General features: G+C 62.6%; 17 protein-coding genes. 5 read left to right on the forward strand and 12 right to left on the reverse strand.

Features of this window, described 5'->3' with window-relative positions; all coding sequences use genetic code 11:
• Nucleotides 1-71: 71 nt before the first annotated feature.
• Nucleotides 72-275 (forward strand): hypothetical protein, encoded by a 204-nt coding sequence (locus Q0P52_RS10265; protein ID WP_293761560.1) that lies wholly within the window; start codon nucleotides 72-74, stop codon nucleotides 273-275.
• Nucleotides 276-369: 94 nt separating this feature from the next.
• On the opposite strand, the gene Q0P52_RS10270 is transcribed toward Q0P52_RS10265, so the two are convergent.
• Genes Q0P52_RS10270 through Q0P52_RS10280 form a run of 3 tightly spaced genes read right to left on the reverse strand, consistent with a single transcriptional unit; the run spans nucleotide 370 to nucleotide 4,543 of the window.
• A complete protein-coding gene (locus tag Q0P52_RS10270) occupies nucleotides 370-1,905 on the reverse strand; it encodes a DHA2 family efflux MFS transporter permease subunit (RefSeq protein WP_293761562.1) in 1,536 nt (511 codons plus the stop codon).
• A gap of 3 nt (nucleotides 1,906-1,908) precedes the next feature.
• The gene (locus Q0P52_RS10275; RefSeq protein ID WP_293761564.1) at nucleotides 1,909-3,066 is read right to left on the reverse strand and encodes an HlyD family secretion protein; all 1,158 of its coding nucleotides are present in this window, start codon (nucleotides 3,064-3,066) and stop codon (nucleotides 1,909-1,911) included.
• A 37-nt stretch (nucleotides 3,067-3,103) separates the two neighbouring features.
• Complete coding sequence (locus tag Q0P52_RS10280) at nucleotides 3,104-4,543, reverse strand: efflux transporter outer membrane subunit (protein ID WP_293761566.1); 1,440 nt, start codon at nucleotides 4,541-4,543, stop codon at nucleotides 3,104-3,106.
• A 104-nt stretch (nucleotides 4,544-4,647) separates the two neighbouring features.
• On the opposite strand from Q0P52_RS10280, the gene Q0P52_RS10285 reads away from it, so the two are divergent.
• On the forward strand, nucleotides 4,648-5,256 hold the full coding sequence (locus Q0P52_RS10285) for a TetR/AcrR family transcriptional regulator (RefSeq protein ID WP_293761569.1): 609 nt from the start codon (nucleotides 4,648-4,650) through the stop codon (nucleotides 5,254-5,256).
• 83 nt (nucleotides 5,257-5,339) lie between these two features.
• On the opposite strand, the gene Q0P52_RS10290 is transcribed toward Q0P52_RS10285, so the two are convergent.
• The 4 genes from Q0P52_RS10290 to Q0P52_RS10305 all read right to left on the reverse strand — a co-directional run bounded on the left by Q0P52_RS10290 (nucleotide 5,340) and on the right by Q0P52_RS10305 (nucleotide 8,656).
• The gene (locus tag Q0P52_RS10290) at nucleotides 5,340-5,774 is read right to left on the reverse strand and encodes a hypothetical protein (protein ID WP_293761570.1); all 435 of its coding nucleotides are present in this window, start codon (nucleotides 5,772-5,774) and stop codon (nucleotides 5,340-5,342) included.
• A 22-nt stretch (nucleotides 5,775-5,796) separates the two neighbouring features.
• On the reverse strand, nucleotides 5,797-6,576 hold the full coding sequence (locus tag Q0P52_RS10295; protein WP_293761571.1) for a transporter substrate-binding domain-containing protein: 780 nt from the start codon (nucleotides 6,574-6,576) through the stop codon (nucleotides 5,797-5,799).
• Between the two features lie 71 nt (nucleotides 6,577-6,647).
• Nucleotides 6,648-7,490, reverse strand: a complete 843-nt coding sequence (locus Q0P52_RS10300; RefSeq protein WP_293761572.1) for a carbon-nitrogen hydrolase family protein — start codon at nucleotides 7,488-7,490, stop codon at nucleotides 6,648-6,650.
• On the reverse strand, nucleotides 7,490-8,656 hold the full coding sequence (locus Q0P52_RS10305) for a methionine aminotransferase (RefSeq protein WP_293761573.1): 1,167 nt from the start codon (nucleotides 8,654-8,656) through the stop codon (nucleotides 7,490-7,492). Before Q0P52_RS10305 ends, Q0P52_RS10300 begins: the two co-directional genes overlap by 1 nt.
• 219 nt (nucleotides 8,657-8,875) lie before the next feature.
• Here Q0P52_RS10305 and Q0P52_RS10310 point away from each other — a divergent pair, with 219 nt between their 5' ends.
• Nucleotides 8,876-9,778, forward strand: coding sequence for a LysR substrate-binding domain-containing protein (locus tag Q0P52_RS10310; RefSeq protein WP_293761575.1), 903 nt, complete (start codon nucleotides 8,876-8,878; stop codon nucleotides 9,776-9,778).
• A gap of 77 nt (nucleotides 9,779-9,855) precedes the next feature.
• Here Q0P52_RS10310 and ahpF read toward each other — a convergent pair whose 3' ends face one another.
• Both ahpF and ahpC read right to left on the reverse strand, forming a co-directional pair.
• Nucleotides 9,856-11,421 (reverse strand): alkyl hydroperoxide reductase subunit F, encoded by a 1,566-nt coding sequence (ahpF, locus tag Q0P52_RS10315; RefSeq protein WP_293761577.1) that lies wholly within the window; start codon nucleotides 11,419-11,421, stop codon nucleotides 9,856-9,858.
• 178 nt (nucleotides 11,422-11,599) lie between these two features.
• Nucleotides 11,600-12,169, reverse strand: a complete 570-nt coding sequence (gene ahpC, locus Q0P52_RS10320) for an alkyl hydroperoxide reductase subunit C (RefSeq protein ID WP_293761578.1) — start codon at nucleotides 12,167-12,169, stop codon at nucleotides 11,600-11,602.
• Between the two features lie 320 nt (nucleotides 12,170-12,489).
• Here ahpC and Q0P52_RS10325 point away from each other — a divergent pair, with 320 nt between their 5' ends.
• Nucleotides 12,490-12,759 carry a hypothetical protein gene (locus Q0P52_RS10325; protein ID WP_293813708.1) on the forward strand — a complete coding sequence of 90 codons (270 nt, stop codon included), beginning with the start codon at nucleotides 12,490-12,492 and terminating at the stop codon, nucleotides 12,757-12,759.
• 60 nt (nucleotides 12,760-12,819) lie between these two features.
• On the opposite strand, the gene Q0P52_RS10330 is transcribed toward Q0P52_RS10325, so the two are convergent.
• Genes Q0P52_RS10330 through Q0P52_RS10340 form a run of 3 tightly spaced genes read right to left on the reverse strand, consistent with a single transcriptional unit; the run spans nucleotide 12,820 to nucleotide 16,979 of the window.
• On the reverse strand, nucleotides 12,820-14,997 hold the full coding sequence (locus tag Q0P52_RS10330; RefSeq protein ID WP_293761582.1) for a CHASE2 domain-containing protein: 2,178 nt from the start codon (nucleotides 14,995-14,997) through the stop codon (nucleotides 12,820-12,822).
• On the reverse strand, nucleotides 14,998-16,257 hold the full coding sequence (locus Q0P52_RS10335) for a FecR domain-containing protein (RefSeq protein ID WP_293761584.1): 1,260 nt from the start codon (nucleotides 16,255-16,257) through the stop codon (nucleotides 14,998-15,000). It abuts the gene before it with no gap.
• The gene (locus Q0P52_RS10340; RefSeq protein WP_293761586.1) at nucleotides 16,254-16,979 is read right to left on the reverse strand and encodes a response regulator transcription factor; all 726 of its coding nucleotides are present in this window, start codon (nucleotides 16,977-16,979) and stop codon (nucleotides 16,254-16,256) included. The genes Q0P52_RS10335 and Q0P52_RS10340 overlap by 4 nt, the downstream gene beginning before the upstream one ends.
• A gap of 250 nt (nucleotides 16,980-17,229) precedes the next feature.
• Here Q0P52_RS10340 and Q0P52_RS10345 point away from each other — a divergent pair, with 250 nt between their 5' ends.
• A complete protein-coding gene (locus Q0P52_RS10345; protein WP_293761588.1) occupies nucleotides 17,230-24,648 on the forward strand; it encodes a YDG domain-containing protein in 7,419 nt (2,472 codons plus the stop codon).
• Nucleotides 24,649-24,658: the final 10 nt, after the last annotated feature.

Below are 24,658 nucleotides of genomic sequence, written 5' to 3' on the forward strand. Positions count from 1 at the left end.
GCGGGCATGTTTTGAAATGTAGAGGCATTCCCGTTTTGCAGTCTTGTGTCATATCAAACTCAGGCCCGGCAATGAGCCATCAAATTCAAACAGTCATTCGTTTCTTTCCGTTTCAGTCCAGTGGCAATCCTAGGGTCATTGACCGGCCGACGGCAGATGGGCCGCCGCATATCGCTATCAGCCAGGCCGTGCTGAAATCATTGCAGTCATGGTGCCGCATGGCGCTCGGTGCAATGATCTTGACAGTTCGATTGGAAAAACAGGCGCTTTTATGAAAATAAGAAGAGAACAGGCCTATTTTTGAAAATCATGTCCTCAGTCATGAAAAAAGCCGGCGCAGGGCCGGCTGTGGGGAGAGGCGTTGGACCATCAGTGCGCTTGCGAGGTGTCCGCCACGCGTGTCGGGCGCGGGGCCAGCCAGATGGCGCAGGCCGCCACCACAAACGACAGTCCGCTCAGCCAGAAAATCTGGTTGGTGGAAAGCATGATGCTCTGCGTTTGCAACAACTGGTTGAGCTGGGCGGTGGCGGCGTCCGCATTCAGCCCGCTGCTGGTCAGCGTGCGCAGCGTGTCGCCCATGCTGTCCACCTTGCCCGCCAGCTCGGCGTGGTTATAGCTGGCCTTGTCTTCCCAGGCCGTAGTCACCAGCGAGGTGGCGAAAGCGCCGGACAGTGTGCGCATGAAGCTCATCAGGCCGGCGGCCGAGGCCATTTCTTCCACCTCGACGCTGGCCATGGCCAGGCCGGTGAGCGGCACGAAGAAGAAGGGCATGCCCAGACCCTGGAACAGTAGCGGCAGCGCCACGCTCCAGAAGCCCATGTCTGTGCTGGAAAAGCTGCGGAACAGCGTCACGCCGCCCAGCCACATCACGCCAAAGAATACCAGCGGCCGTGGGTCTACCCGGGTGGACAGCTGCGCCACCATGGGCGCTACCAGCACGGCCAGGATGCCGCTCATGGCGGTGGCGAAGCCCGCCTCGGTGGCGGTGTAGCCCATATAGCCTTGCAGCCATTGCGGGGTCAGCACCGTGGCGCCGAAGAAGGAGCCGAAGGCCAGCGAGATGGTCAGCACGCTGGCCCAATAGCCGCGATGGCGGAATACGCGCAGGTTCACCACCGGATTTTTCTCGGTCAGTTCCCAGATCAGGAAGGCGGCAAAGCCCACGGCGGCCACTACCGCCAGCGCGATGATTTCCGGCGAGCTGAACCAGTCCAGGTTCTTGCCTTCGTCCAGCATGATCTGCAGCGAAGCCACCCACACCACCAGCAGGATGAGGCCGATGCGGTCCATGGGCAGTTTCTCGTGCAGGCTTTCCTGGTTTTTGAGCAAGCGCCAACCGGCGTAGCCGCACAGCAGGGTGATGGGCACGTTGATGTAGAAAATCCATGGCCAGCTCACCTGGTCGCATAAGTAGCCGCCCAGGATTGGCCCCATGATGGGCGCGATCAGCGTGGTCATACTCCATAAACCGATGGCCGCGCCGGTTTTTTCCTTGGGAAAAATGCGCAGCAGCAGCGTCTGCGACATCGGCATCAGCGGGCCGCCGGCCAGGCCTTGCAGCACGCGGAACAGCACCAGCGTTTCAATGGAGCCGGCCATGCCGCACAGCAAGGAAAACAGGCCGAACAGCACCATGGAGCCGATAAACAGCCGCACCGTGCCCAGCCGCGCCGCCAGCCAGCCGGTCAGCGGCACGGTGATGGCCTCGGCCACTGCGTAGGAGGTAATGACGTAAGTGCCCTGGCTGGAGGACACCGCCAGCCCGCCGGCGATATTGGGCACCGAAACGTTGGCGATGGTGGTGTCCAGCACCGCCACGAAGTTGGCGGCCGCCAGCACCATGGCAGCCAGCCACAGTTTGTTGCCCTCCAGGGGGGGGGCGACGGGAGATTGCGCTTCAGACATGGTTTACTCGCTGCGGCTGGCGGTATCGACGTCCACTTCCATGGACAGGCCCACCTGCAGCGGATGAGCGCGCAATTCGGCCGGGTCCAGCGCGATGCGCACCGGCAGGCGCTGAACGACCTTGATCCAGTTGCCGGTGGCGTTTTGCGCCGGGATGGCGGAGAAGGCGGAGCCGGAGCCGCCGGACAGGCCCACGACCTTGCCGTGGTAGGTGACGCGGCTGCCGTAGAGGTCGGCGGTGAGGGTGGCGCTTTGGCCCACGCGCACCTTGTCCAGCTGGACTTCCTTGAAGTTGGCGTCAACGTGGGCGTCCTGCAGCGGCACCACCGACATCAGCGGCGTACCCGCCTGCACGCGCTGGCCGGTTTGCGCCTGTCGCTTGGCCACCACGCCGTCCACCGGTGCGCGAATGACGGTGCGCGCCAGATCCACTTGTGCCTGATCGCGCTTGGCGCGGGCCAGCATCACTTCCGGATTGCTGCCTACCGTGGTGTTGGCGGTGAGAGTCTGATTGGCTTTCAGCGAGCCTTGCGCTGCGCGGGCATTGGCTTCCGCCTGACGGGCGGCGGCCTCGGCGGCGGCCAGGTTGGCCGAAGCCGTGGAAAACACGTTTTGCGCATTGCTCAACTCTTCGCCCGAAACCGAGCCGCTCTTGCTCAGCGCCTGGCGACGCTTGAGGTCCAGTTCGGCGCGTTGCAGATCCGCCTTGGCCGAAGCCAGTTGCGCGGTGGTGCGGGCCTGTTCGGCCACGCGGGCCTGCACTTGCGCCTGCAGGCCTTCGTCGCTGGCGAGGTAGCCTTGCACACGGCGTTCGGCGCGCGCCAGTTCGGCTTCCGCTTGAGCAAGGCTGAGGCGGGCATCGGTGTCGTCCAGTTGCACCAGCACATCGCCGCGCTTCACCTGCTGGGTATCCACGGCTTTCACTTGCTTGATGGTGCCGCTCACTTCCGGCGTCACTTGCGCCACTTCAGCGGCGACATAGGCGTTGTCGGTGCTCACATGGTGGGAGGCCACCAGATACCAGTAGCCGCCGGATGCCAGCGCGGCCATCCCCACGGCGAGGCCCAGCAGGGTGAAGAGTTTCTTGCGCTTTGCCAGGCGCAGCTGGTCGGCGGAGCGCGGCGCGTCGGCGGCCGGCAGGACGGTGGAGTTGTCGTTCATGTCTTGTCTCTTGATGTCTGTGAGTTGGTGCGATCGCTCAAGCGGCCTGATAGCCGCCGCCCAGTGCCTTGACGAGGTTCACGTCAAGGAAGAACAACCGGGTTTCCAGGCTGGCCGCGGCGCGGCGGGCGTTGATGACCGAGTCTTCGGCATTGAGCACATCCAGATAGCTGGAGAGGCCGCCCTGATAGCGGTTTTGCATTACCTCATAGGCCTGTTCGGCGGTTTTCAGCGCCAACCGGCGCTGTTGCAGCTGCGGGTCCAGTTCTTTTTCCTGCGCCAGCACGTCGGCCACATCGCGCAGAGCCTGTACCAGCGTCTGGTTGTAGCTGGCCACGGCGGCGTCGTAGTCGGCGCGGGCGATGCGGTAATTGCCTTGCAGCGCGCCGCCGCGGAACAGCGGCAGCGAGATGGCCGGGCCAACGCCGCCGATATCGGAGCCGCTGCGGGTCAGCCAGCTCAGGCCCAGCGACTGCACGCCCAGATAGGCGGTGAGATTCACATTGGGATAGAACTCCGCGCGGGCCGCATCAGTGCGTTTGGCGGCGGCTTCAGCACGCAGGCGGGCGGCGGTGAGGTCGGGGCGGCGGCCAATCAGATCGGCGCGCAAGGTGGCCGGCAATCCTTGCGGCTTGGCAAGGTTGGCCGAAGGCCGGGCAATGGTCAGGCCGCGATCCGGGCCCGCGCCCATCAGCGCGGCCAGGGCCAACTGCTGTTGCGCAATGGCTTGTCGCGCAGCGGAGAGATCCGCCTCGGCGGCGGCGGCGCGGGATTCGGCCTGACGCAGGCTGCCCAGCGTTTCCAGTCCGTTGTCGTAACGCTGGCGCAGCAGGTTGGCGCTTTGCTTGCGCACGGCTTGCGCCTGCTCGGCGGCATCCTGTTCGGCAAACAGGCGGGCCAGCTCGGCATAGTTGGCGGCGATGGCGCTGGTAAGAATCAGGCGGCTTTGCGCGGCTTCCGCTTCGGCCGCGCGCAGTTCGGAGGAGGCTGCCGCCACCGAGGCGCGGTTTTTGCCCCAGAAGTCGATTTCATACTGGAAGTCCAGTGTAGCCTTGGCCGTGTTGTTGTAGCCCTGCGGAACAAAGTTGGGCGGGATGCCGTTGTTGTAGCTCTGCTTCGTCTTGTTGACGCTGGCGGACAGGTCGAGCGAAGGCAGCTCGCTGGCGCCGGCCAGTTGCGCCTGGCCTTGGGCGCGGGCGAGGCGGGCCTGCGCGGCGGCCAGATCGGGCGAGCCAGCCAGCGCTTCGCTGATCAGTTGGTCGAGTTGCGCGTCCTGATAGCGTTGCCACCAGTTGTCGGCGGTCCAGGCGGCGGCATCGCCGGACAAAGCGTTGCCCGCGCTTAGCGCAGCGGGGGTTTTCATCTCCGGCGACGGGCCCAGTTGTGGCACGTTGGCGCAGCCTGCCAGCAGCAGGCCGGCCATGATGGCCAGCACTGGCAGACGCGGGTAAGAAGAGGGTTCGATGGCGGTTTCCATTGTCTTTTCTGCTTATAAACTGTACTGTACGGTACAGTTATAATCGTGATATCATCCTTCTGTCAAGCAATCGATGTACAGACTGGTTCAGTTTTGGAGTGCCGATGCGTACAAAAAGCGAAGAACGCCGCTGTTGCATGGTGGCGACGGCGGCGGAAGTATTTTTGGAGCGTGGCTATGAAGCCACATCCATGGCCGAGATCTGCGCCCGGGTGGGCGGCTCGAAGGCCACCTTGTACAACTACTTCAAGTCAAAGGAAGAGTTGTTCCTGATGGTGATGAAGATGTTGGCCGAAGAAAAACTGATGCAGGCTTTCGGCCGGCTGGTGCCCGGCGGCGACATCGCCGCCGCGCTGCGCGCCTTCGGCGAGCATTATCTGAGCGTGATCCTGGGGCCGGAGATGCTGGCCATGCGCAGCATCATCGCCGGCGAACTGGTGCGAGCCGGCATTGCCCAGCAGTTTTACGACAACGGCCCGCGTCAGGGCTGGGGCAAGGTGGCGGCGTTTCTGGAGACAGAAATGGAGGCGGGCCGTTTGCGGCAGGCCGATCCCTGGCAGGCGGCCATGCATTATCTGGCGCTGATCCAGGCCGAGTATCAGGCGGCGTTCATCATCGGCGTCATCAGTCCTGAAGACATGGCCTTGCTGCCGCGTCGGGTGGGCGACGGCGTCGAGGTATTCATGGCCTCGTACGCGCCGCGTCCGGATTGAGGGGACGAAAAAGGCCGCCGGCGCGTCGAGAGACGCGGCCGACGGCCCTGGCTTCGGGGCTGCCAAGCCCGGCTGCCCAAGCTTCAGTCATCATAGGGCAGGCGTTCGGGGTCGCAGTCCGGATAGTCGGGCTCCGGGTCGACGACAAACCGCCGCGCGTTGATATGGGTGCGGCCCTGCAACAGCGCCTTGCCCACCCGGTGCATGCCATCCATGACCCGGCCGGCGCTGTCCAGCAAGATGGGATAGGCCAGGTCGGCAGCCATCATGAGACGACAGTGCTCCACCACGTTGCGGACGGTGGGGCTGGCCGCGCCATGGGCATGCCAGTGTGGCTGGTCGAGTTCGACAATGCGTTCCAGCGCCACCGTCTGCACCGGCAAGTCGCGGCTCAGGCGGATCAAACGGCGGACATCCCACGCCAGCAGTCCTTGCGGGCTGCTGCGGAAGTGGTACTGGGCGCGCACAGCCTGTTTGAGCGCGTCCTCGCTGTGTTTGTCTTTCGCTGTGTCGCTCATGGCGCTCCCGGCCTTTCCTTGCTTACTTCACCGATACATCAATGCCCTCGCCAAGATACTTGGCCGCCAGCGCTTTCACTTTGCCGCTGGCTTGCAGTTTGGCGATGGCGGCATCCAGCTTGTTGCGCAAGTCGGCATCGCCTTTGCGCAGACCGAAGGCGATGCCGCTGCCCAGAATCTTGTCGTCGTGCACCGCGCCGGCAAACTGGAAATCCTTGCCGTCCGGCCGGCTGAGGAAACCCTTCTGTCCCGCAGGGGCCATCACCAGCGTGGCGTCCAGCCGGCCGGATACCATGTCGTTGTACACCTGATTCTGGTCCTGATAAGACACCACGCGCACACCGGCCGGTTCCCAGTGGGACTTGGCGTAGGTTTCCTGGATGGAGCCTTGCAGCACGCCCATGCTCTTGCCTTTCAGCTTGTCGGCGCTGGCGTCGATGCCGCTGTTCTTGTGGGCGATCACCATGCTGGGCACACGGTACAGCACACGGGTGAAGTCAATGGTTTTGCGGCGCTGTTCCGTGGCGTTCATTGCCGAATTGATGGCGTCGAACTTCTTGGCCTGCAAGGCAGGAATCAAACCGTCGAAGGCGTTTTCCACCCAGCTGCATTGCAGATGCGCTTCCGCGCAGACGGCTTTGCCCAATTCCACATCCAGGCCTTGCAGCTCGCCGCCGGCGGTCTTGAACTCAAACGGCGGGTATTGCGCTTCGATGCCGAAGCGCAGGCTCTGGCCTGCGCAAACCAGCGGGGAAAGGGAGGCGGCCGCCAGTGCGGCCGCGATCAGTGCGGCGTGTTTCATGTCATATCCTTTGTCGTCATGTCTGAGAAAGTGGTCATGCCCTCGGCCCTTGTGTCCGGGCCGTATCGTTGTCAGTCGCCGTGTTGGCTTGTACTGCGCGTACCGTCGCCAAGGCGTCGATGGCGCAGTGCCGGCAGGCGTTGCCGCCAGTCCGCTTGTCGGGAGAACTCCAGCCGGGCAACGGCCGCGCCTTCGCCATCCTCCTGCCTGGCCAGCACCTCGCCCCACGGGTCCACGATCATGCTGTGGCCAAAGGTTTCCCTGCCGCCGGGATGGCGGCCGCATTGGCCGGGGGCGATAACGAAGGCCAGGTTTTCCACTGCGCGGGCGCGCAGCAGCAGTTCCCAGTGGGCCTGACCGGTGGCGCGGGTGAAGGCCGCCGGCGCGGTGATCAGGGTTGGCGCGGGCAGGGCGCGGTACAGCTCGGGAAAGCGCAGGTCGTAGCATACCGACAGCCGCATGGCACCCCAGGGCGTGTCGGCGCTGACCACGGCGTCGCCCGCTTGCATGGTGTCGCTTTCGGCGTAGCGGTCGCCGCCGTCATCAAAACCGAACAAGTGCATCTTGTCGTAGCGGGCGACACGGCCGCCATTGGGTCCGTACAACAGGCTGCTGTTGAAGAAGCGGTCTGGCCGCGCCGCGCGCAAGGGCAGGGTACCGGCCAGCAGCCATATGCCCAGCCGGCGAGCCAGGCTGGCCATGCGCGTCTGCAAGGGGCCATCTCCGTCGTCTTCGGCCAACTTCAGCCGGGCGCTGTCATCGGCGGGCATCAGGTAGAAATATTCCGGCAGGGCAATCAGCGTCGCGCCCTGCGCCGCCGCCTGTTCCACCAGTGTTTCCGCCCGGGCCAGATTGTTATCGAGCTGGTCGCCGGCGTTCATCTGCACGGCGGCTGCGGTGAGTGCGCCGGTCATCAGGCGTCTCCCAGCCGGCACAGCCGTTCGGCGCCGGCCAGCAAGGTGTCGTCGTCCTTAGCGAAGGAGAGACGGATCACGCGGTGATCGGTGCCGTCGCTGTAGAAAGCCGAAACCGGGATGGTGGCCACGCCGTGACGGGTGATCAGCCTTTGCACGAAGTCGCTGTCGCTTTCCTCGCTGAAATGGCCGAAGCCGGCCAGCAGGAAGAAGCTGCCGCGGCTGGGCAGCAGCCGCAGGGGGCTGTCCGCCAGCGAGCGGGTGAGCAGGTCGCGCTTGCGCTGGTAAAAGGCCGACAGGCCAAGATAGTGCTCCGGCTCCGCCATGATGCGCGCCAGTGCGTACTGCATGGGGGTGTCGGCGGCGAACATGGCGAACTGGTGCACCTTGCGGATTTCATCCATCAGGGCTTGCGGGGCCAGACAGTAGCCGACGCGCCAGCCGGTCACATGGTAGGTCTTGCCGAAAGAGGCCACCACCACCGAGCGCGCGGCCAGCGCCGGGAAACGACTCATGCTCTGATGGGCTTCGCCGTCGAACACCACATGCTCGTACACCTCGTCGGACAGCACCACGATGTCGGTGCCGGTGGTGAGGGCCTGCAAGCGGGCCGCGTCTGCAGCCGACAGGGTAGTGCCGGTGGGGTTATGCGGTGTGTTGAGCACGATCATGCGGGTGCGCGGGTTGATGCGGGCCGCCACCTCATCCCAAGGGATGGCGAAATCGGGCGCGGCCAGCCGGATGATGACCGGTGTCGCGCCTTGCAGTTCGATCATCGGCACATAGCTGTCGAAGGCCGGCTCGAACACGATTACTTCGTCGCCGGCGTGCACCAGCGCGTTGACGGCGCAGAACAGCGCCTCGCTGGCGCTGGCCATCACCGTCACTTCCTCGTCGGCATCATAGCGACAGCCGTACAGCGCTTGCGCCTTGGCGGCGATGGCCTCGCGCAACGCCGGCAGGCCGGTCATGGGCGCGTACTGATTGTGGCCGGCCTGCATGGCTTCGTGCGCATAGCGCAGCAGGGCTTCGCTGCAGGGAAAGTTGGGCGCGCCTTGCGACAGGTTGATGGCCCGATGTTGGGCGGCCAGTTGGCCGATGACGGTGAAGATGGTGGTGCCCACATTGGGCAGCCGGGAACGCGGGGCGACGGGTGTGTGCAGCATGACATCTCGCTCTGGTAAGAAAACGCGCCGGGCGGGGCCGGCATGGTTTGTGATCCGGCAGCACTGACCGCTTCGCGTACTGCCTGTGGTGGCGCGCCTTGGCTTGGGTTCTTTGCCGGGTTTTGTTAGCGACTCTTATTCAACGGCCAGAGCGTGATCGCCGCAAACGATTAATCGGCATGTTATAAATGAGAAAAATTCAGTCATGGTGATGTCGGCATGTCGCGCAAAAGTCTTCCCCTGTATGCCTTGTCCGTGTTTGAAGTGGCGGCGCGCCATCAGAGTTTCACCCGCGCGGCCAATGAGCTGTTCCTCACTCAGGGCGCGGTGAGCAAACAGGTGGCGCAGCTGGAGGCCCGGCTGGGCTACGAGTTGTTTCACCGCTATGCGCGCAGCTTGCGGCTGACCGCGCAGGGCGAACTGTTGCTGGGTTATTTGCAGCGTGGCTTCAAGGTGATGGAGCAGGGCATGGACGCTGCCGCTTCGCTGGCGTCTCCGCTGCGCATCAAGGCACCCAGCTGCGTGGTGCGCTGGCTGCTGCCCCTGTTGCAGGCTTTCTCCCGGGCTTCGCCGGAGTGGCCGGTGCAATTGGCCGGGGTGCACGAGCATGCGGTAAACTTTGCCCGCGAGGATGTGGATCTGGCCATCGTCTACAAGCCCTTGAAGGCGGTGGCCGACAACGAGACGCTGCTGTTTGCCGAAGTGCTGACGCCGGTGGCGTCGCCGCGCCTGCTGGCGCAAAGCGGGCTGCCGCTGGAGACGGAGGCTGATTTGTCCCGCTTTCCTTTGTTGCATCCCTCGCACGACAAGCGGGACTGGCGGCAATGGTTGGCGCAGCGTGGCGCCGGCGCGGTGGATTATCGCGGCGGCACGGTCTTTGATACGCTGGATCAGGCCATGAACGCCGCCTTGCAAGGCTATGGGGTGACGCTGGGCGACATTCGCCTGCTGGCGCGGGAGTTGGCTGAAGGCGAGTTGCTGACGCCGTTTTCGCCGCCCTGGCCCAGCGGTTGCGCCTACGCGCTGGCTTTGCGGCCGGACGAGCGGCGTGCCGGTGTACTGGCGTTGCGCCGTCACCTGCTGCAGGCAGCGAGCGAGACGGCGGACACCGTATCGGGCTGAGCGGCACGCCCCTCCGCGCAGCGCAAAATAAAACGGCCTCCCTGGGGAGGCCGTTTTGCATGGTGGGCCTGGGTCAATCAGGCCGGCACGGAGTTGCGGATCAGGTAGTCGAAGGCGCCCAGGCTGGCTTTCGCGCCCTCGCCCATGGCGATGATGATCTGCTTGTACGGTGCCGTGGTGGCGTCGCCGGCGGCAAAGATACCGGGCACCGAGGTTTCGCCGTGGGCGTTGATCTCGATTTCGCCGCGCGGACTCAGTTGCAGCGTATCGCGCAGGAAGTCGGTGTTGGGCAAGAGGCCGATCTGCACAAAGATGCCTTCCAGCTCGATGAGTCGGCTGTCGCCACTCACGCGGTCGGTGTAGCGCAGGCCGGTGACTTTCTGACCATCGCCCACCACCTCGGTGGTTTGCGCGTTCATGACGGCGGTGACATTGGGCAGGCTCAACAGTTTTTTCTGCAGTACGGCATCGGCGCGCATGGCGTCGCCGAACTCCAGCAGGGTGACATGCGCCACGATGCCGGCCAGATCAATGGCCGCTTCCACGCCGGAGTTGCCTCCGCCGATCACCGCCACGCGCTTGCCGCGGAACAGCGGGCCGTCGCAGTGCGGGCAGAAGGCCACGCCGCGCGTTTTGTACTGGGCTTCGCCCGGCACGTTCATTTCACGCCAGCGCGCGCCGGTGGCCATGATCAGGCTGCGGCTTTGCAGGCTGGCGCCAGAAGCCAGTGTCACTGTGTGCAGGCCGCCCGGTTCCGTGGCGGGAATCACGCTTTCCACGCGCTGGGTGTTCATGATGTCCACCTCGTACTCGCGCACGTGCTGCTCCAGCGCCATGGCCAGCTTGGGGCCTTCGGTCTGCTTCACCGAAATGAAGTTTTCAATGCCCAGTGTGTCCAGCACCTGGCCGCCGAAGCGTTCCGCCACCACGCCGGTGCGGATGCCCTTGCGCGCAGCGTAGACCGCTGCGGCCGCGCCGGCCGGACCGCCGCCCACCACCAGCACGTCAAACGCCGCCTTGCCGGCAATCTTGTCGGCTTCGCGCGCCGCCGCGCCGCTGTCCACCTTGGCGAGAATTTCTTCCAGGCCCATGCGGCCCTGACCGAAGTGTTCGCCGTTGAGGAATACAGCCGGCACCCCCATGATCTGGCGCGATTCCACTTCCTGCTGGAACAGAGCGCCGTCAATCATGGTGGCGCTGAAACCCGGGTTCAGCACGGCCAGGGTATTGAGCGCCTGCACCACGTCCGGACAGTTGTGGCAGGACAGCGAGATGAAGGTTTCGAAGTCGAAACGGCCGTCAATGGCTTTGATTTGCTCGATTTGCGCGGCGTCCAGCTTGGGCGGGTGGCCGCCCACTTGCAGCAGGGCCAGTACCAGCGAGGTGAACTCGTGGCCCATGGGGATGCCGGCAAAATGCACGCGCGGGGTATCGCCCTGACGCACGATGGCAAAGGACGGGCGGCGGGTGTTGTCGCCGTCTTCGCGCACGGTCACCAGGGTGGACAGCTCGGCCACTTCAAGCAGCAGTTCGCGCATCTGGCGAGCGGCGTCGCTGTCGTCCAGCGAAGCCACCAGCTGAATCGGTTGCGAAAGGCGTTCGAGATAGGCTTTGAGCTGGGTCTTGATATTGGTGTCGAGCATGAGTAAGTCTCCAGTCGCATGCTTGCCGGGCAGGGCCGGGCAAACGGTTGAACGATGTCACAGTGAGAAAGCGGCGGCGCCCGAAGCTTTTTCACTGGGAACCGGGGGGGAGCGACGCCAACGGGGGCCGGCGTCGCGGTGATGGCCGGGGTGGGGGAGTCCCGGCCTTCGGCAAACCTTAGATCTTGCCTACCAGATCGAGGGACGGGGCCAGGGTTTCAGCGCCTTCCTTCCACTTGGCCGGGCACACTTCGCCCGGGTGGCTGGCCACGTACTGGGCGGCCTTGATCTTGCGCAGCAGTTCTTCGGCGTTGCGGCCGATGCCGCCGGCGTTGATTTCGATGATCTGGATCTTGCCTTCCGGGTCCACCACGAAGGTGCCACGCTCGGCCAGACCAGCTTCTTCGATCATCACGCCGAAGTTGCGGGTCAGGGCGCCGGTCGGGTCGCCCACCAGCGGGTACTGGATCTTGCCGATGGTGTCGGACGTATCGTGCCAGGCTTTGTGGGTGAAGTGGGTGTCGGTGGACACGCCGTAGATTTCCACGCCCAGCTTCTGGAATTCGGCGTAGTTGTCAGCCAGGTCGCCCAGTTCGGTCGGGCAAACAAAGGTGAAGTCAGCCGGGTAGAAGAAGAAGACCGACCACTTGCCCTTCACGCTGGCGTCGCTCACGTCGACGAATTTGCCATTGTGGAAAGCGGTGGCTTTGAACGGTTTGATTTCAGTGTTGATCAGGGTAACGCTCATTGCGGTTCTCCGGGTTGGTGGTGTTGCGTTGTTGATGGGATGCATTCTATGGCGGCTATTTTGTTTGCTCAAATTAATTGTTTTTAATTTTTCGATAGGGAATTTTAATTTAATGCCATCGGGAGAGCATTGCCATGGCGCAGGCGGGGGAAGAGTGCGCCTCGCAGACCGAAACGGTTGGGAGTCGCCCGCTGCACAGGACAAGCCGGACGGCAAGGAGGCGTGGCAGGGAAATAGCCAGTTATTAACATGATTTAACGGTTGGCTGGCAAACCTTTGCTTATCATGCGCTTATCAACAATTTTCCAGCAGAGTGCGCGATGAAAAGTCTGTTTTTGACCATGACCGGGGAAGTATGCGAGCTGGGCGGCGAGGTGGTGAGCCTGCGCCCGGGCGTGCTGCTCAATCAGCGCCGCGTAGCTTTCTCCCCCTTGGTGCAGGCGTCGCGGGTGGCGCAGACGCTTTGCTTGCTGAATGCGATTTCACGCGTAGACCGGGACTGCTGGGTGGATGCCGTCGACGCTCGCGGCCATGTGGTGGCCCGGCTGGCCTGCAATGATGAATTGCTGATGAAAATGGCGGCCTGGTAAACACGGTTGATACCGGCCCCACATCCTGGCGCACCCTGCGAAAGGGGCCGGGCAGCGTGTTCAGCAAGATTTGAGCCGGATTTCCACCCACACTTCGGCGCCTGCCTGTTCCGGAATGTGGCGCGTCACTTCACCGCCGTGGCGGCGTACGACATTGTCCACAAAGCCGTTTCCCAAACCATAGCCGGTGTGGCGGGCATTGTTGCCGCCGTCCGCGGCTTTGCGGTTGCCTATCCTCACCACGGCCCAGCCTTCGTCGGCCCGGATCGAGATACTGACCCGCCCAGGAGTTTCGCCGTGGTTGACGGCGTTGAACAGCAGATTGATGAACACGCGCAGCATCAGGCGGTTGTCCACCTCCACAAACAGCATCGCTTCGTCTTCCACTTCATCCATGCTCATGCCCAGCCGGTCAGCCAGGGGGCGCACCTTGGCGGCGGCTTCGGCCAACAGTTCGGACAGCAAGATTTCATGGGTCTGATAACGCTCGCGCTCGGCCTTGATGCTGAGGATGAAGTCGTCCATATAGGCCAGCAGCAAGTCGGTGTTGTCGGTTACCCGGGCATAGTCTTCGGCAGGCAGCTGACCTTGTTCGTGGGCGTGGCGGCAAAGGGTGATCAGGGTAATCACCGGCGTGCGCATATCGTGCGACAGCAACTGCATGGCGCGCTCGCGTTGCTCCTGAGCGCGAATGGTGTCGGTAATGTCGGCCATGGACATGATCAGCCAGGCGCGCTGCTCGTCTTCGCTGACCTGATGCACTTGCAGCTGGTAGTGGCAGGGCAGGCCGTTGTGCTCCAGATTGAGCCGGCGTTGCAGGCTTTCCGGCCGCAGCCGGCCTAGGTGGTCGCATTCGCCGCCAAGTTGCAGGATCAGCTGGCGCAAGCCGGACTCACGGCCCTCCGGCAGCCGGCTCATGATGTCGCGGGCGCGGGCGTTGCTCAGCCACAGCTCCTGGGCGGGGCTGAAGATGAACACCGCATCCGGCAGACGGTTGATGATGTGCTGCAGGAATTCGGTCTGGCCGGACAGGCGATTGATGCCGGCCACCAATTCGTCGCCGCTGTCCCACACCGGGTGCGGCGTGCCGCTGGCCGGCAGGGCGGCGGCGGGCAAAAACTGCTGCGCCTGGCTCAGATCGTTTTGCAGGCGCGTCACCAATTGCCGCATGCGCAGCCATGACCAGGCCGGCCGCGTGAGCAGCAGGGTGATGATCAGACCGGCTGGGTTGATCCAGATGCGTCCCCACCAGAGCGACATCCCGCACAGCGCCAGCGCCGCCAGCAACACGCCCAATGTGGCCGCCAACTCAGCGCGATCGGCCGACAGCAGCAGCAGGCCCAATAGAAATGCCAGCAGCAGGGGCAGGCTTGCGGCAAAGGCGAGCCATGGCCCGGCCAGGCTGATATTGCGTTGCTGCAGCAGGCTGTTGAGGATGTTGGCGTGCAAGAGGATGCCGGGCATGAAGCGGGTGCCGCCGTCCTCGCCGCTGACAGGATAGAGATCGCCCAAGCTGGCCGCCGTGGCGCCCACCAGCACGTATTTGCCGTCCAGTTGGCGCGCTGAATAGGGATTGTCCAGCAGGTCGGCCAGACCAATCATCGGAAAGGCGGCGCCGTCTGCGATGCGGGCGAAGCGCGCTGGGAGGCGGGCGTCCACGCCAAGGGGGATGCCCGCCATGGCATAGGCAAACTGTGGATAACCGCCGCGTAGAGGGTTGACCTGACGCACCCGGCCATCGTTGTCGGGCAGGATGTCGATGTGGGCGAGGCGGGTTTGCGGGCCGCCCACGGTGGGCGGCATGATCCTGATCTCGCCTTGCGGCGCGGGGCGCAGTTCTACCGGCAGCACTACCGGTAGTCCCTGCATGGCCCGGGTCAGCTCGGCGTCGTCTGGGCGCGGCTCGAGAAACAGCAGGTCAAAGCCAATGGCGCGCGGCTTTGCGCCGCTGGCCCGCAACTGCTCAAGCAGCGCTGCGTAACGTTGGCGCGACAGCGGCCAGCCGCCAAGTTTGTCGAGGCTGTCGTTGTCGAGGCTCACCACCACAATGTCGGAGGAGGGGGGCGGCATGTCGCGGCCTTGCGCCAGATCGAACAAGGCATCGCCCATCAGCGTGGATAGGCTGCCAAACTGCAGCGCCAGCAGCAATAAGGTGGATGCCGCGCTCAGCAGCGCCCACTCCATCAGCCGCCTGTTGCCCAGACGGCGTCGGTCGTCGCGCAGATGGGGGGTGATCAATCAGTTCACCGCGAAGAGGTTGAACGTGCCGCCAATGCTGACGGTGCGTTCCGGCTGGATCTGCAGTTCCGCCTGCCATTCATAGCGCCCGGCGGGCAGGCCGCTCACCACGAAGGATGCGCCCTTGTCAAAACTGGCCTTGTCCACGATGACGCTGGCGGCCTGCTCGCCGGTATGGGACAGCAAGCGGAAGCGGCGCATCTGCACGGGCGCACCGTTGACGTAGAGATCGCACCCGGCGGCGCTTCGGCAAACCCCGGCCACGGCGGAGCGTCCTTCCAGACCGCTGGCGGTGAGGCTGCTGCTTTCCAGAAAGACGGCCGTGCGGGACAGGGATTCTTTGGCCAGCGCCGGCGGTGTTTTCGCCTGCGCCTCCTCGAAGTCGGAAAAGAACAGGTCGATGCTGCGCCGGTAATGGTATGCGCCAGCCTGATCCACCGCGACGGCAACCGCGCCTTCGTCCTGGGCAGCCGCATGCCACCCCGCGGGCGGCGGCGGCAGGTGTTCCACCGGGCCGGGCCGTCCCTTGGCGTCGAAGCTCTGGCCAGTATCGGCCGCCAGCAATGCCGGCGTTGTGCCTGGTGTCTTGAGCGAAGAAGCCGCCACCAAACCCTGATCCACCTCAATCGCGCTGCGTCCCTGCTCGGCATCGTAACCCACGCGCAAGATAGTGCCGCGCACGCCGGCCATGGCCGTCGGCGTGCTCATGCGAAAGTTGGCGCGACCGTCCTCCCGGTGCGCTACTTCGGCTTCGGCTTTGCCGTTCACCACTTTCAACCGGACTTCGGGCTTTTCCTCCAGCGCATTGCGGCGCAAGCGCTCCAGCCGCACTGTGGCGGCGGACAGCAAGCGTACTTGCGAACCGTCGTCCAGCAGCAGGCTGGCGCGACAGTTCTTGTCGATGCTCAGCTCGTCGCCCTCGTTGATCACGCTGCCAACCCGATAGCGCAGGGGCGCGCCGTTGCGGGAGCCGCTGATGCTGCAATTGCTTTCCGTAACCACCGCTTTAACAGGCTGGAAGGCCAGCAGCTCTCGCGGAATCAGCAGCGCGGCGCCGGGTTGCAACAGCGCTTTGCCGTTCAGTTTATTGGCGGATTGCAAGGCCTGTACGCCGTTCTTGCCGGACAAATAGCGTTGAGCGATGCGTTCCAGGTTGTCGCCGGGCTGAATGATGTAGGTAGCCAGGTCGACGGTATCGGCGCTGGCCTGGCCAGCCAGCGCGAGCAAAAAGGCGATGAGGGTTGCGTGCTTCAGAGTCATGGGAGCTGTTCGTTTTGGGTGGTGTCAGCAGTCTCGACATGGGTCAGTCGGTAGCCGAAGCCGTGGATGGACTGCAGTTGATAAGGGCGATCGGCCAGGCCGATCCGGAGTTTTTTCCTGATCCAGGCAACATGCACATCCACGGTGCGGGTCAGTATGTCGCTGGATTTACCCCATACCTTTTCCATCAGGTAATCGCGGGATAATGGCAGTTCTCTATTGCGGAAAAGAAATAGCGCCAATTCAAATTCTTTTTCCGTCAGCTTTATAATCGATTCTCTTATCGAGGCTTCCCTGGCCCGGGTGTTGAATTTGTAAAATTCGTAATTTTCTTCAATAACATCTTCTTTTTTCTTTTTCTGAGATCTCCTGAGCAGCGCCTGCATTCGCGCCAGCAGTTCGTTGATCCGCACCGGTTTGACGCAGTAGTCGTCCGCTCCGGCCGACAAAGCGGCAACGGCGGACTCCTCGTCGCTCATGCTGGTGATGAAAACGATGGGCGCGGTTTCATGGAACTCCCCCCTCAGCGCCAGCAGTATTTCAAAGCCGCTTTTTCCCGGCACCTGCCAGTCCAGCAAGTAAATATCGCAATCTTCACAAGGCATTGCCTCTAGCAGATGGTCTCCATGCGCAAAGTGCCGCACGGTGTGGCCGTGGCTCTCCAGCGATGCTTTCAGCTCGGCGGCAAGGTATTCGTTGTCTTCAAGGAGAATGATTTTCATTTCTCATCTCAATGGTTTGTAACCATTTTCAATGTAGATAATTAATTCGCCATTTCAAATAAAAGCAGTGGCAATGTTGCTTTGCTTTTAAATGAAACTTTGCCATAAATAAAGTGGGTTAACTCTAATTTCGCCGGTGTCGGCTGTCTATTGCCGTTGCGGCATTTAACAAGATTTAACAGCAGAATATTAAACAAGATTATTAAACTGCCAGCGTTAAGACTGGTTATGAGCGGATAGCGGAGCAGGTATGAATAAAAATCTTTTTAAAGTGATTTTCTCTAAATCGCGCGGTGATTTTATAGTAGTTTCTGAATATTCAGAGGTGGCTGGGTCCGGAAGCAGCGTTAGCCGTGAATCCGCGGCGCGCTTTTCCAGCGCGATCAGCCTCTTTGTCGGCGTGGTCAGCCTCAGTGCGCTGTCGGTGTCCATGGCCTGGGCGGCGCCCGCCGCCAATGCACTGCCTACCGGCGGCACGGTCACTTATGGACAGGCCACTATCAGCCAGTCCGGTTCGACCATGACCATCAACCAGACCAGCGGCAAGGCCATCACCAACTGGCAGACCTTCGATATCGGCTCCTCGGCCCGCGTGCAGGTCGTGCAGCCGGACAAAAGCTCGGTGCTGCTCAACCGCGTGGTGGGCAACAACCCCAGCCAGATCTTCGGCAAACTGGACGCCAATGGGCACGTGATCCTGATCAACCCCAACGGCGTGTTGTTTGGTAAGGACGGCAGCGTCAACACCGGCGGTTTCACTGCTTCTACTTATAGCCTCAGCGATGCGGACTTCATCGCCGGCAATTATCGTTATTACCGCAACGGCTCCACCGCCTCGGTGGTGAATCAGGGCAGTATCAGCGTCGCCGACGGCGGCTATGTGGCGTTGATCGGCGCCAGCGTCAGCAACAGTGGTCAGATCATCGCGCCGCACGGCACCGTGGGCATGGCGGCGGGCGAGGTAGTGAGTGTACCGATGTCTGCCAGCGGCAAGATCACTTTCGAGATGACGCCGGCCAGCATCAATACCAGCGTCGGCAACACTGCCGGCGGCCTCATTCAGGCAGAGGATGGTCAGGTGTACATGCGCGCCGCCTCGCTTAATGGCGCACTGGCCAGCGTGATGCAGGCCGGCGCCATTGATGTCAGCGGCAAGAGCGGTGGACAGGTGCAATTGCTGGCGGACCAAGGCCAGATCCAGGTTAGCGGCACCATCACTGCCGACGGCAGCGCCGGCAGCCTGGCGTCCATCATCATTGGTCGCGACCCCTACACCGGCATTCTGGCGGCCAGCACCGATGTCAGCGGCGCCAGCCTGAGCGCCAAAAGCGGCTTTGTGGAAACCTCGGCAGACTGGCTGAAGACCGACGGCGTCAGCGTCAAGTCGGCGCAATGGTTGCTGGACCCGGCCGATGTCACCATCAGCAGCGGCGCGGACAGCGGCTACACCAATACTGGCGGCAGCATGACGCCCAATAGCGGCGTGGGCAGCTCGGTGGTGAACGTCAACACCATCGATACCGCGCTGAACAACGGCACCAGCGTCACCATCACCACCACCAACAGCGGTACGGCCGGCAGCAGCAACGGCAATATCTACGTCAATGCCGCCATCCAGAAAACCGCCGGCACGGACGCCACGCTGACCCTGAACGCCGACAACACCCTCAGCATCAATTCCGCCATTACTTCCACCAGCGGCAAGCTCAATGTGGTGGGCACGGGCAATGGCGCGGTGGCCGGCAGCAACGGGGTGACCGTCAGCGGCACTACTATCAGCACCAATGGCGGCGATATCACGCTGACCGGGTCTTCGGCCAACGGCTACGGCGTGTATGTGGCGCAGGGCAGTGCTGTCAGCGGCGGCAACGTCACCCTGAACGGCAGCGCCAGTGGTACTGGCGTTGGGGTGCTGCTGGACCGCAATGTCAGTATTACGGCAGCTTCCGCACTGGCGCTGAACGGTACCAATAGCGGTACCGGCAATGCCGTATTGCTAGGCAGCAATCCCAGCTCGACTGCCATTCAACTCACCTCGGGCACAACCACCAGCATTTCCGGCACCGCCACCAATGCCGGCAGCACGGCGGATGTGCTGTCGCTGGCCGACTTCACTGTGAACGCTGGCGGCAATGTGAATATTGCCGCCACTACCGCCAACAACGCCGCTACCGGCGTGCGCATCTTCAAGAGCCTGTCCACGGGCAACAACATTGTCTCCACCGGCGGCGATGTGAAGGTCACCACCAATCAGGGTGGGATAGTCATCAACGGCGCATCCGGCAGCAATGGCATTACCGGCAACAACGTGTATATCGACAATACCGGCGGCACCATTGGCGCGGGTTCCATCACGGCCGGCGCCGGCACCAATAGCGCCACCAGCGCGGCGGGCGTGCTGGTGAATGTGGGCGTGAAGGCCAATACCGGCAACATCGCCATTACCGGCAACGGCGGCGGCGGTGGTGTGAATGTGGGCGCGGTACTGACTGCCAATACCAGCAGCAGCCAGCAGGTGATCGTCAACGGCAAGACCAGCACTGATGGCGTGACCAACTACGGTGTGCAGTTTGGCGGCAGCGCCGGCATCACGGCGGGCAGCTACACCATCAACGGTACTTCCACCGCCACCGGCAATCAGAATGGTTCGGCCGGCGTCTATCTGTCCGGCACCTTTGCTGCGCAGCAAAACAGCAGTGTCAACGGCACCAGCAGCAATGCCGCCGGCCAGAGCGCCGGCGTGGTCATGGGCGCCAATACCAGCGGCAACAGTACTTTGAATCTCAGCCAGACTGGCGGCACGCTGAGCATCACCGGCAGCAACAGCTTCAGTGGCTCGCGTACCTTGTCCGGTACCTATACCGCGCTGGATATGTCCGGCGTCAGCAGCTACGGCACCACCAATGTGACGGGCGGCACGGTGACGGTTAACGGTACTGGCAGCAGCGGCAGCGTCAGCGGCACTACGGTGGCCAACCGTTCTGTCGATGGTGCCGGTGTTGTGCTGGGGGTCGATCAGGGTTACGTCCGCTCGTCCGGTTTCCTGAATGCCGGCACGGTGAATGTCAGCAATAGCGGTACCGCGCTGAACATCACCGGCAGCACCAGCGGCGCAGTGCAGGTCCTGACCAGTAATGCCTATACCTGGACCAATCCGGTAACCAGCGCCACTTCCAGCGTGACCGACAAGGCGCTGGTGGCCAAGGCCGGTGTTTCCCTGATTGGCGGCGCCATCAACTATGGCGCCGGCACTTCGGCCAACATCAGCGGCACCAGCACCACCACCAATACAGTGGGCGGCAACGGCGCAGGCTTCAGCAATTACAACGACACGGCCACCGGCACCGGTTCTCTGAACCTGACTAACGTGACCGGCGGGGTGATTAGCGGCACCTCCACCAACGGCCACGGCGTGTACTTTGTACAAACCGCCGGGCTGTCAGTCAGCGGCGGCTCCGCGACCATTACCGCCAACAGCACTAATAACGTCGGCATGTTTGGCGCAGGCATCACCGCCAGCAATGCGGCCACCCTGAATATCAACGCCACCGGCAAGACCAATGGCTACAACAACGGTGGCGGCGCGGGCATTCTGTCCACGGGCAGTAACACGACGGTGAATATCACGGGTACGGCCAGCAATGGTCACGGGGTATCCATTCAGGGTTATGTGCGCGGCGCTGCCGGCGGCATGGTCAATATCACCGGCACCAGCACAGCGGGCGGCGACGGCATTAATGTCATGAACGGCAGCACCTGGTGCGGCACCTCGGATTGCGGGTATGGCGCCCTTGGCGGCACTACCGCCGGCAACATCACGCTTACCGGCAGCTCCAATAGCGGCAACGGCGTGACGCTGGGCGGCATTACGCAAAGCCAGAGCCGCGTGACCATCAGCGGGTCGACCACCGCCAGCGGCGGCTACGGGGTGAACCTGAGCTCTGTGGGCGTGAACATCGCCGCCGGTGGCAGTGCCAACAGCGGCAACGCCGTATCGGTAACGGGCAATAATACCGCCGCCGGCGCTACCGGCAGCGGGCATGGCGTCTATCTGGCGGCAGGGGTGACTGGCAATCGCGTCATCACCAACAACAGCAATGGCGGCGCGACAAGCATCAGCTCCACCAATAGCGGCATTACGGTGGCGTCGACTGCCAGCATTCTCAATGGTAGTACTGCCGGTGCTGTCAGCTTGAGCGCAGGAGACGGCACAGCCACATCCGCTGCCACCATCACGGCTCAGGCAGCCTCGTTGATTACCCAGAACAGCGCTGGCGGCGTGACTGTCAGCACTGATGGCAATGGCAATGTCACTGCGCCGGGCATCATCAACATGGGCAGCGGCGATATCGTTTTGTCCGCCGGCAAGTTGCACGCAGCTGGCGACGCCACTGGTGGTCAGGTGCTGACGGTGTCTGGTAATGCCGCAGCCAATCTGGGCGGCGGCAAATTGAAGGTGTACAGCGGCAGCAGCACGACAACGGGTCGCCTGTCATATCTGACCAGCCTGTTCAATACGCTCTATTACAACGGCAGCAGCAATGCGCTCAACGCGCAGTTCAATACCGCGGCCGGGGGCACTATCAGCGGTTCCAGCAGTACGGCGCAAGTACTCTTCCGCGAAGCACCGGCAACTTACCCCTCCTTCTCCATTTCGCTGGCCAACCTCAGCAAGACCTATGGCGACGCTGATCCGGCCAGCCTGACCAGCGCCTTGCAAACCGCCTATACCGCAGGCGGCGGCGCGACGACCCTGACCAAAGCCGTAGGCAACAACACCTTCGGCCTGGCAGCCAGCGACGTCATCTCCAGCCTTACCGGCTCCCGTGTGGCTGGCGAAAACGTGGGCACTTACGCCTATAACCTGAGCGTGGGCAGCGGCCTCAATACCACGCTGAGCGCCCAGCCCAATATGGTGATCGGCAAACGCAACATCACTATCAATACGCTTGCTGCCAGCAACAAGGTGTACGACGGCACGACGGCGGCCACGATTACCGGTGCCACTTTCAACAATATGGCCAATGGCGAAACGCTGGGCCTGAGCGGCAGCGGCACTTTCGCTGACAAAAATGTAGCCAACGGCAAGACGGTGACAGTCAGTGACGTAACCACCCTGAGCCAAGCCAATGGCACTGGTTTGTGGTCCAACTACAACCTCACCAGCACCGGCAGCGCCACGACTACGGCCAACATCACGCCGAAGGATGCCACCGTCAACGGTACCGCCACCACGGTGACCTACAACGGTGCCACGCAGAACCAGTCTGCTGCTACCAGCAGCGGTTTTATCAGCGGCGACAGCATCACCATCAGCGGTGCGGCCAGTGGTCGTAATGCCGGTACCTACACGTCCAGCCTGAGTGTTGGCGGCAGCGATGCCGGTAACTACAACGTGACGGTGAACAACGCCAACCTCACCATCAACAAGGCCAGCCTCACCCTACAGGCGGTAACCGACACCAAAACCTACGATGGCAGCACCAGCTCAACGGCAACGGTTGCAACCTCAGGTTTGCAGGGGAGCGACAGCATCAGTGGTCTGAGCCAGTCCTTTACCGACAAGAACGCGGGTACCAGCAAGACGCTGACGGTGAATGGCGGCTACACCATCAACGATGGCAACAGCGGCAACAACTACAACGTCACCACCCAAACCGTGAGCACCGGCACCATCAACAAGGCAGCGTTGTCGGCCAATCTGCAGGGCTCGGTCAGCAAAGTGTATGACGGCACCACGGCCGCCAGCATTGCGCCGTCCAATGTCAACCTGTCCGGTTTTGCGGCGGGCGAGGGCGGTTCCGTGGTGGCGACATCCGGCGTTTACGCCAGCAAGAACGTGGTGGACAACCAGGGCAGCGGCGCGGTGACGGTCTCCTTGCAGCCATCTTCTTTTAGCGCCAACAGCAATACCTTGCTCAGCAACTACACCTTGCCCACCACCGCCACCGGCAACGTTGGCACCATCACCCCGGCGGCGCTGACGGTGAAGGTAAACGATACCGCGATGTTTGTGACGCAAGATCCGAACCTCGCCGTGAACCAGGGCTTCAGCTACACCGGTTTGAAGAACGGTGAAACCGCGGCCACGGCGCTGGTGGGCGGCGCTATCAGCAACGCTGCCCGCACCTACAGCGGCGCCAGCAACCCGGTAGTGGGCACGTATAACAATGTGTACGGCCTTGCCAGCACCCCGGTAGCCGTCAACGGCAACTACACCGTCACGGTGCAGAACGGCAAGCTGCAAGTGGTGCCGGCCGGTCAGCTGCTGATTACCGTCAATGGCCAACAAAAAACCTACGGTACCGTATTGCCGGGCAACGCAGGCGCCACGGCGCAGACTGTCACCGCGCAGTATCTGGATACCAGCGGCGGCTCGGTGATTTCCAGCCTCACCATGCAGAACCTGGGCAACGGCATCTGGAAGGCAACCGACAGCACCAATACCTCGGTGACTTTCAACCTTGGCATTAATGGCGCTCAAGCCTCTTCCGGCGGCTATCTGAACGTGGGCAATTACGCCTACAACAGCAGCAATATGCAGCCGGCCAGCACCGCCAACTTTACCGGCAGCTATACCAATGGCGGCGTGCTGACCATTACGCCAAAGGCGCTGACGGCGGGGACGGTCAGCAAGGTGTATGACGGCGTGAATACCCAGTCCTCTGCGCCAGTGTCGTTGCTAGATGCGATGTCGGGCGATGCCGTCAGCGCCACAGCGGCCACCGCCACCTATGCCAGCAAGAATGTGGGCGCGGGTCAGGCGGTTACCCTGCAGGGCACCACGCTGCACGGCGCCGACGCAGCCAACTATTCGATTACCGACCAGAACACCACCGGCAATATCACCAAGGCGCAACTGGTGCTGTCCGCGGTGAGCAATACCAAAACCTACGACGGCACCACTAGCGCCAGCGCTACGCCGATTTTGGTATCCGGTCTGGTGAGCGGCGATACGGTCAGCGGTTTGAGCCAGAGCTATGTGTCCAAGAACGTACTGGGCGCCAACGGCAGCACGCTGACGGTCAGCGGCTACACCATCAGCGACGGCAATGGCGGCAACAACTATAGCGTGGTGACCAACACCGCCGCCGGCACCATTACGCCGAAGGCGCTGCTGGTGAGCGGCACCACCGCCAAGGACAAATACTACGATGGCGGCACCCGCGCCATCGTTACGGCGGGCACGCTTAGCGGCCTGGTGGGCAGCGAATCGCTGGGGCTGAGCGCTTCCGGCAGCTTCACTGATGCGCAGGTGGGCAACGGCAAGCTGGTGAACGTGAACTACACCCTGGCGGATGGCAGCAATGGCGGCCTGGCGCAGAACTACTATGTTGTGAGTACCCGTGATGTGGTGCAGGCCTCCATCCTGAAAAACGCCGATCCGATCAAGCCAATCAACCCGATCCGTCCGGTGGACCCGATCAACCCCTACACCCCGGTGAATCCGATCAAACCGCCGTTCTTCAATCCGGATGGCGGCAAGGATCACACCGATGGCCATATTTCCTTCGACAAGCGCGAAGAAACCAAGGCCTGTTCCAGACTGCATCCGGAAAACTGCACTTGCGAAGACACGCTGGTGCCGTCCGTGCAGGTGTGTTACGTGACGCCGGATGTGAAGATCAAGAAAAAAGACAATGAGCCGCGCGTGTCGCAGCTGTTTTGAAGCGGGGTAA

It is taken from the genome of uncultured Aquitalea sp. (assembly GCF_945957525.1).
GTDB lineage: Bacteria > Pseudomonadota > Gammaproteobacteria > Burkholderiales > Chromobacteriaceae > Aquitalea.

Bases quoted from the DNA above. Each gene is read 5' to 3' on its own strand.
- ahpC (WP_293761578.1), bottom strand. From the start codon at position 12,169: ATGAGCGTTACCCTGATCAACACTGAAATCAAACCGTTCAAAGCCACC.
- Q0P52_RS10300 (WP_293761572.1), bottom strand. From the start codon at position 7,490: ATGACCGGCGCACTCACCGCAGCCGCCGTGCAGATGAACGCCGGCGAC.
- Q0P52_RS10335 (WP_293761584.1), bottom strand. From the start codon at position 16,257: ATGACTCTGAAGCACGCAACCCTCATCGCCTTTTTGCTCGCGCTGGCT.
- ahpF (WP_293761577.1), bottom strand. From the start codon at position 11,421: ATGCTCGACACCAATATCAAGACCCAGCTCAAAGCCTATCTCGAACGC.
- Q0P52_RS10295 (WP_293761571.1), bottom strand. From the start codon at position 6,576: ATGAAACACGCCGCACTGATCGCGGCCGCACTGGCGGCCGCCTCCCTT.
- Q0P52_RS10305 (WP_293761573.1), bottom strand. From the start codon at position 8,656: ATGCTGCACACACCCGTCGCCCCGCGTTCCCGGCTGCCCAATGTGGGC.
- Q0P52_RS10280 (WP_293761566.1), bottom strand. From the start codon at position 4,543: ATGGAAACCGCCATCGAACCCTCTTCTTACCCGCGTCTGCCAGTGCTG.
- Q0P52_RS10345 (WP_293761588.1), top strand. From the start codon at position 17,230: ATGAATAAAAATCTTTTTAAAGTGATTTTCTCTAAATCGCGCGGTGAT.
- Q0P52_RS10310 (WP_293761575.1), top strand. From the start codon at position 8,876: ATGTCGCGCAAAAGTCTTCCCCTGTATGCCTTGTCCGTGTTTGAAGTG.
- Q0P52_RS10270 (WP_293761562.1), bottom strand. From the start codon at position 1,905: ATGTCTGAAGCGCAATCTCCCGTCGCCCCCCCCCTGGAGGGCAACAAA.
- Q0P52_RS10340 (WP_293761586.1), bottom strand. From the start codon at position 16,979: ATGAAAATCATTCTCCTTGAAGACAACGAATACCTTGCCGCCGAGCTG.
- Q0P52_RS10285 (WP_293761569.1), top strand. From the start codon at position 4,648: ATGCGTACAAAAAGCGAAGAACGCCGCTGTTGCATGGTGGCGACGGCG.
- Q0P52_RS10325 (WP_293813708.1), top strand. From the start codon at position 12,490: ATGAAAAGTCTGTTTTTGACCATGACCGGGGAAGTATGCGAGCTGGGC.
- Q0P52_RS10275 (WP_293761564.1), bottom strand. From the start codon at position 3,066: ATGAACGACAACTCCACCGTCCTGCCGGCCGCCGACGCGCCGCGCTCC.
- Q0P52_RS10290 (WP_293761570.1), bottom strand. From the start codon at position 5,774: ATGAGCGACACAGCGAAAGACAAACACAGCGAGGACGCGCTCAAACAG.
- Q0P52_RS10265 (WP_293761560.1), top strand. From the start codon at position 72: ATGAGCCATCAAATTCAAACAGTCATTCGTTTCTTTCCGTTTCAGTCC.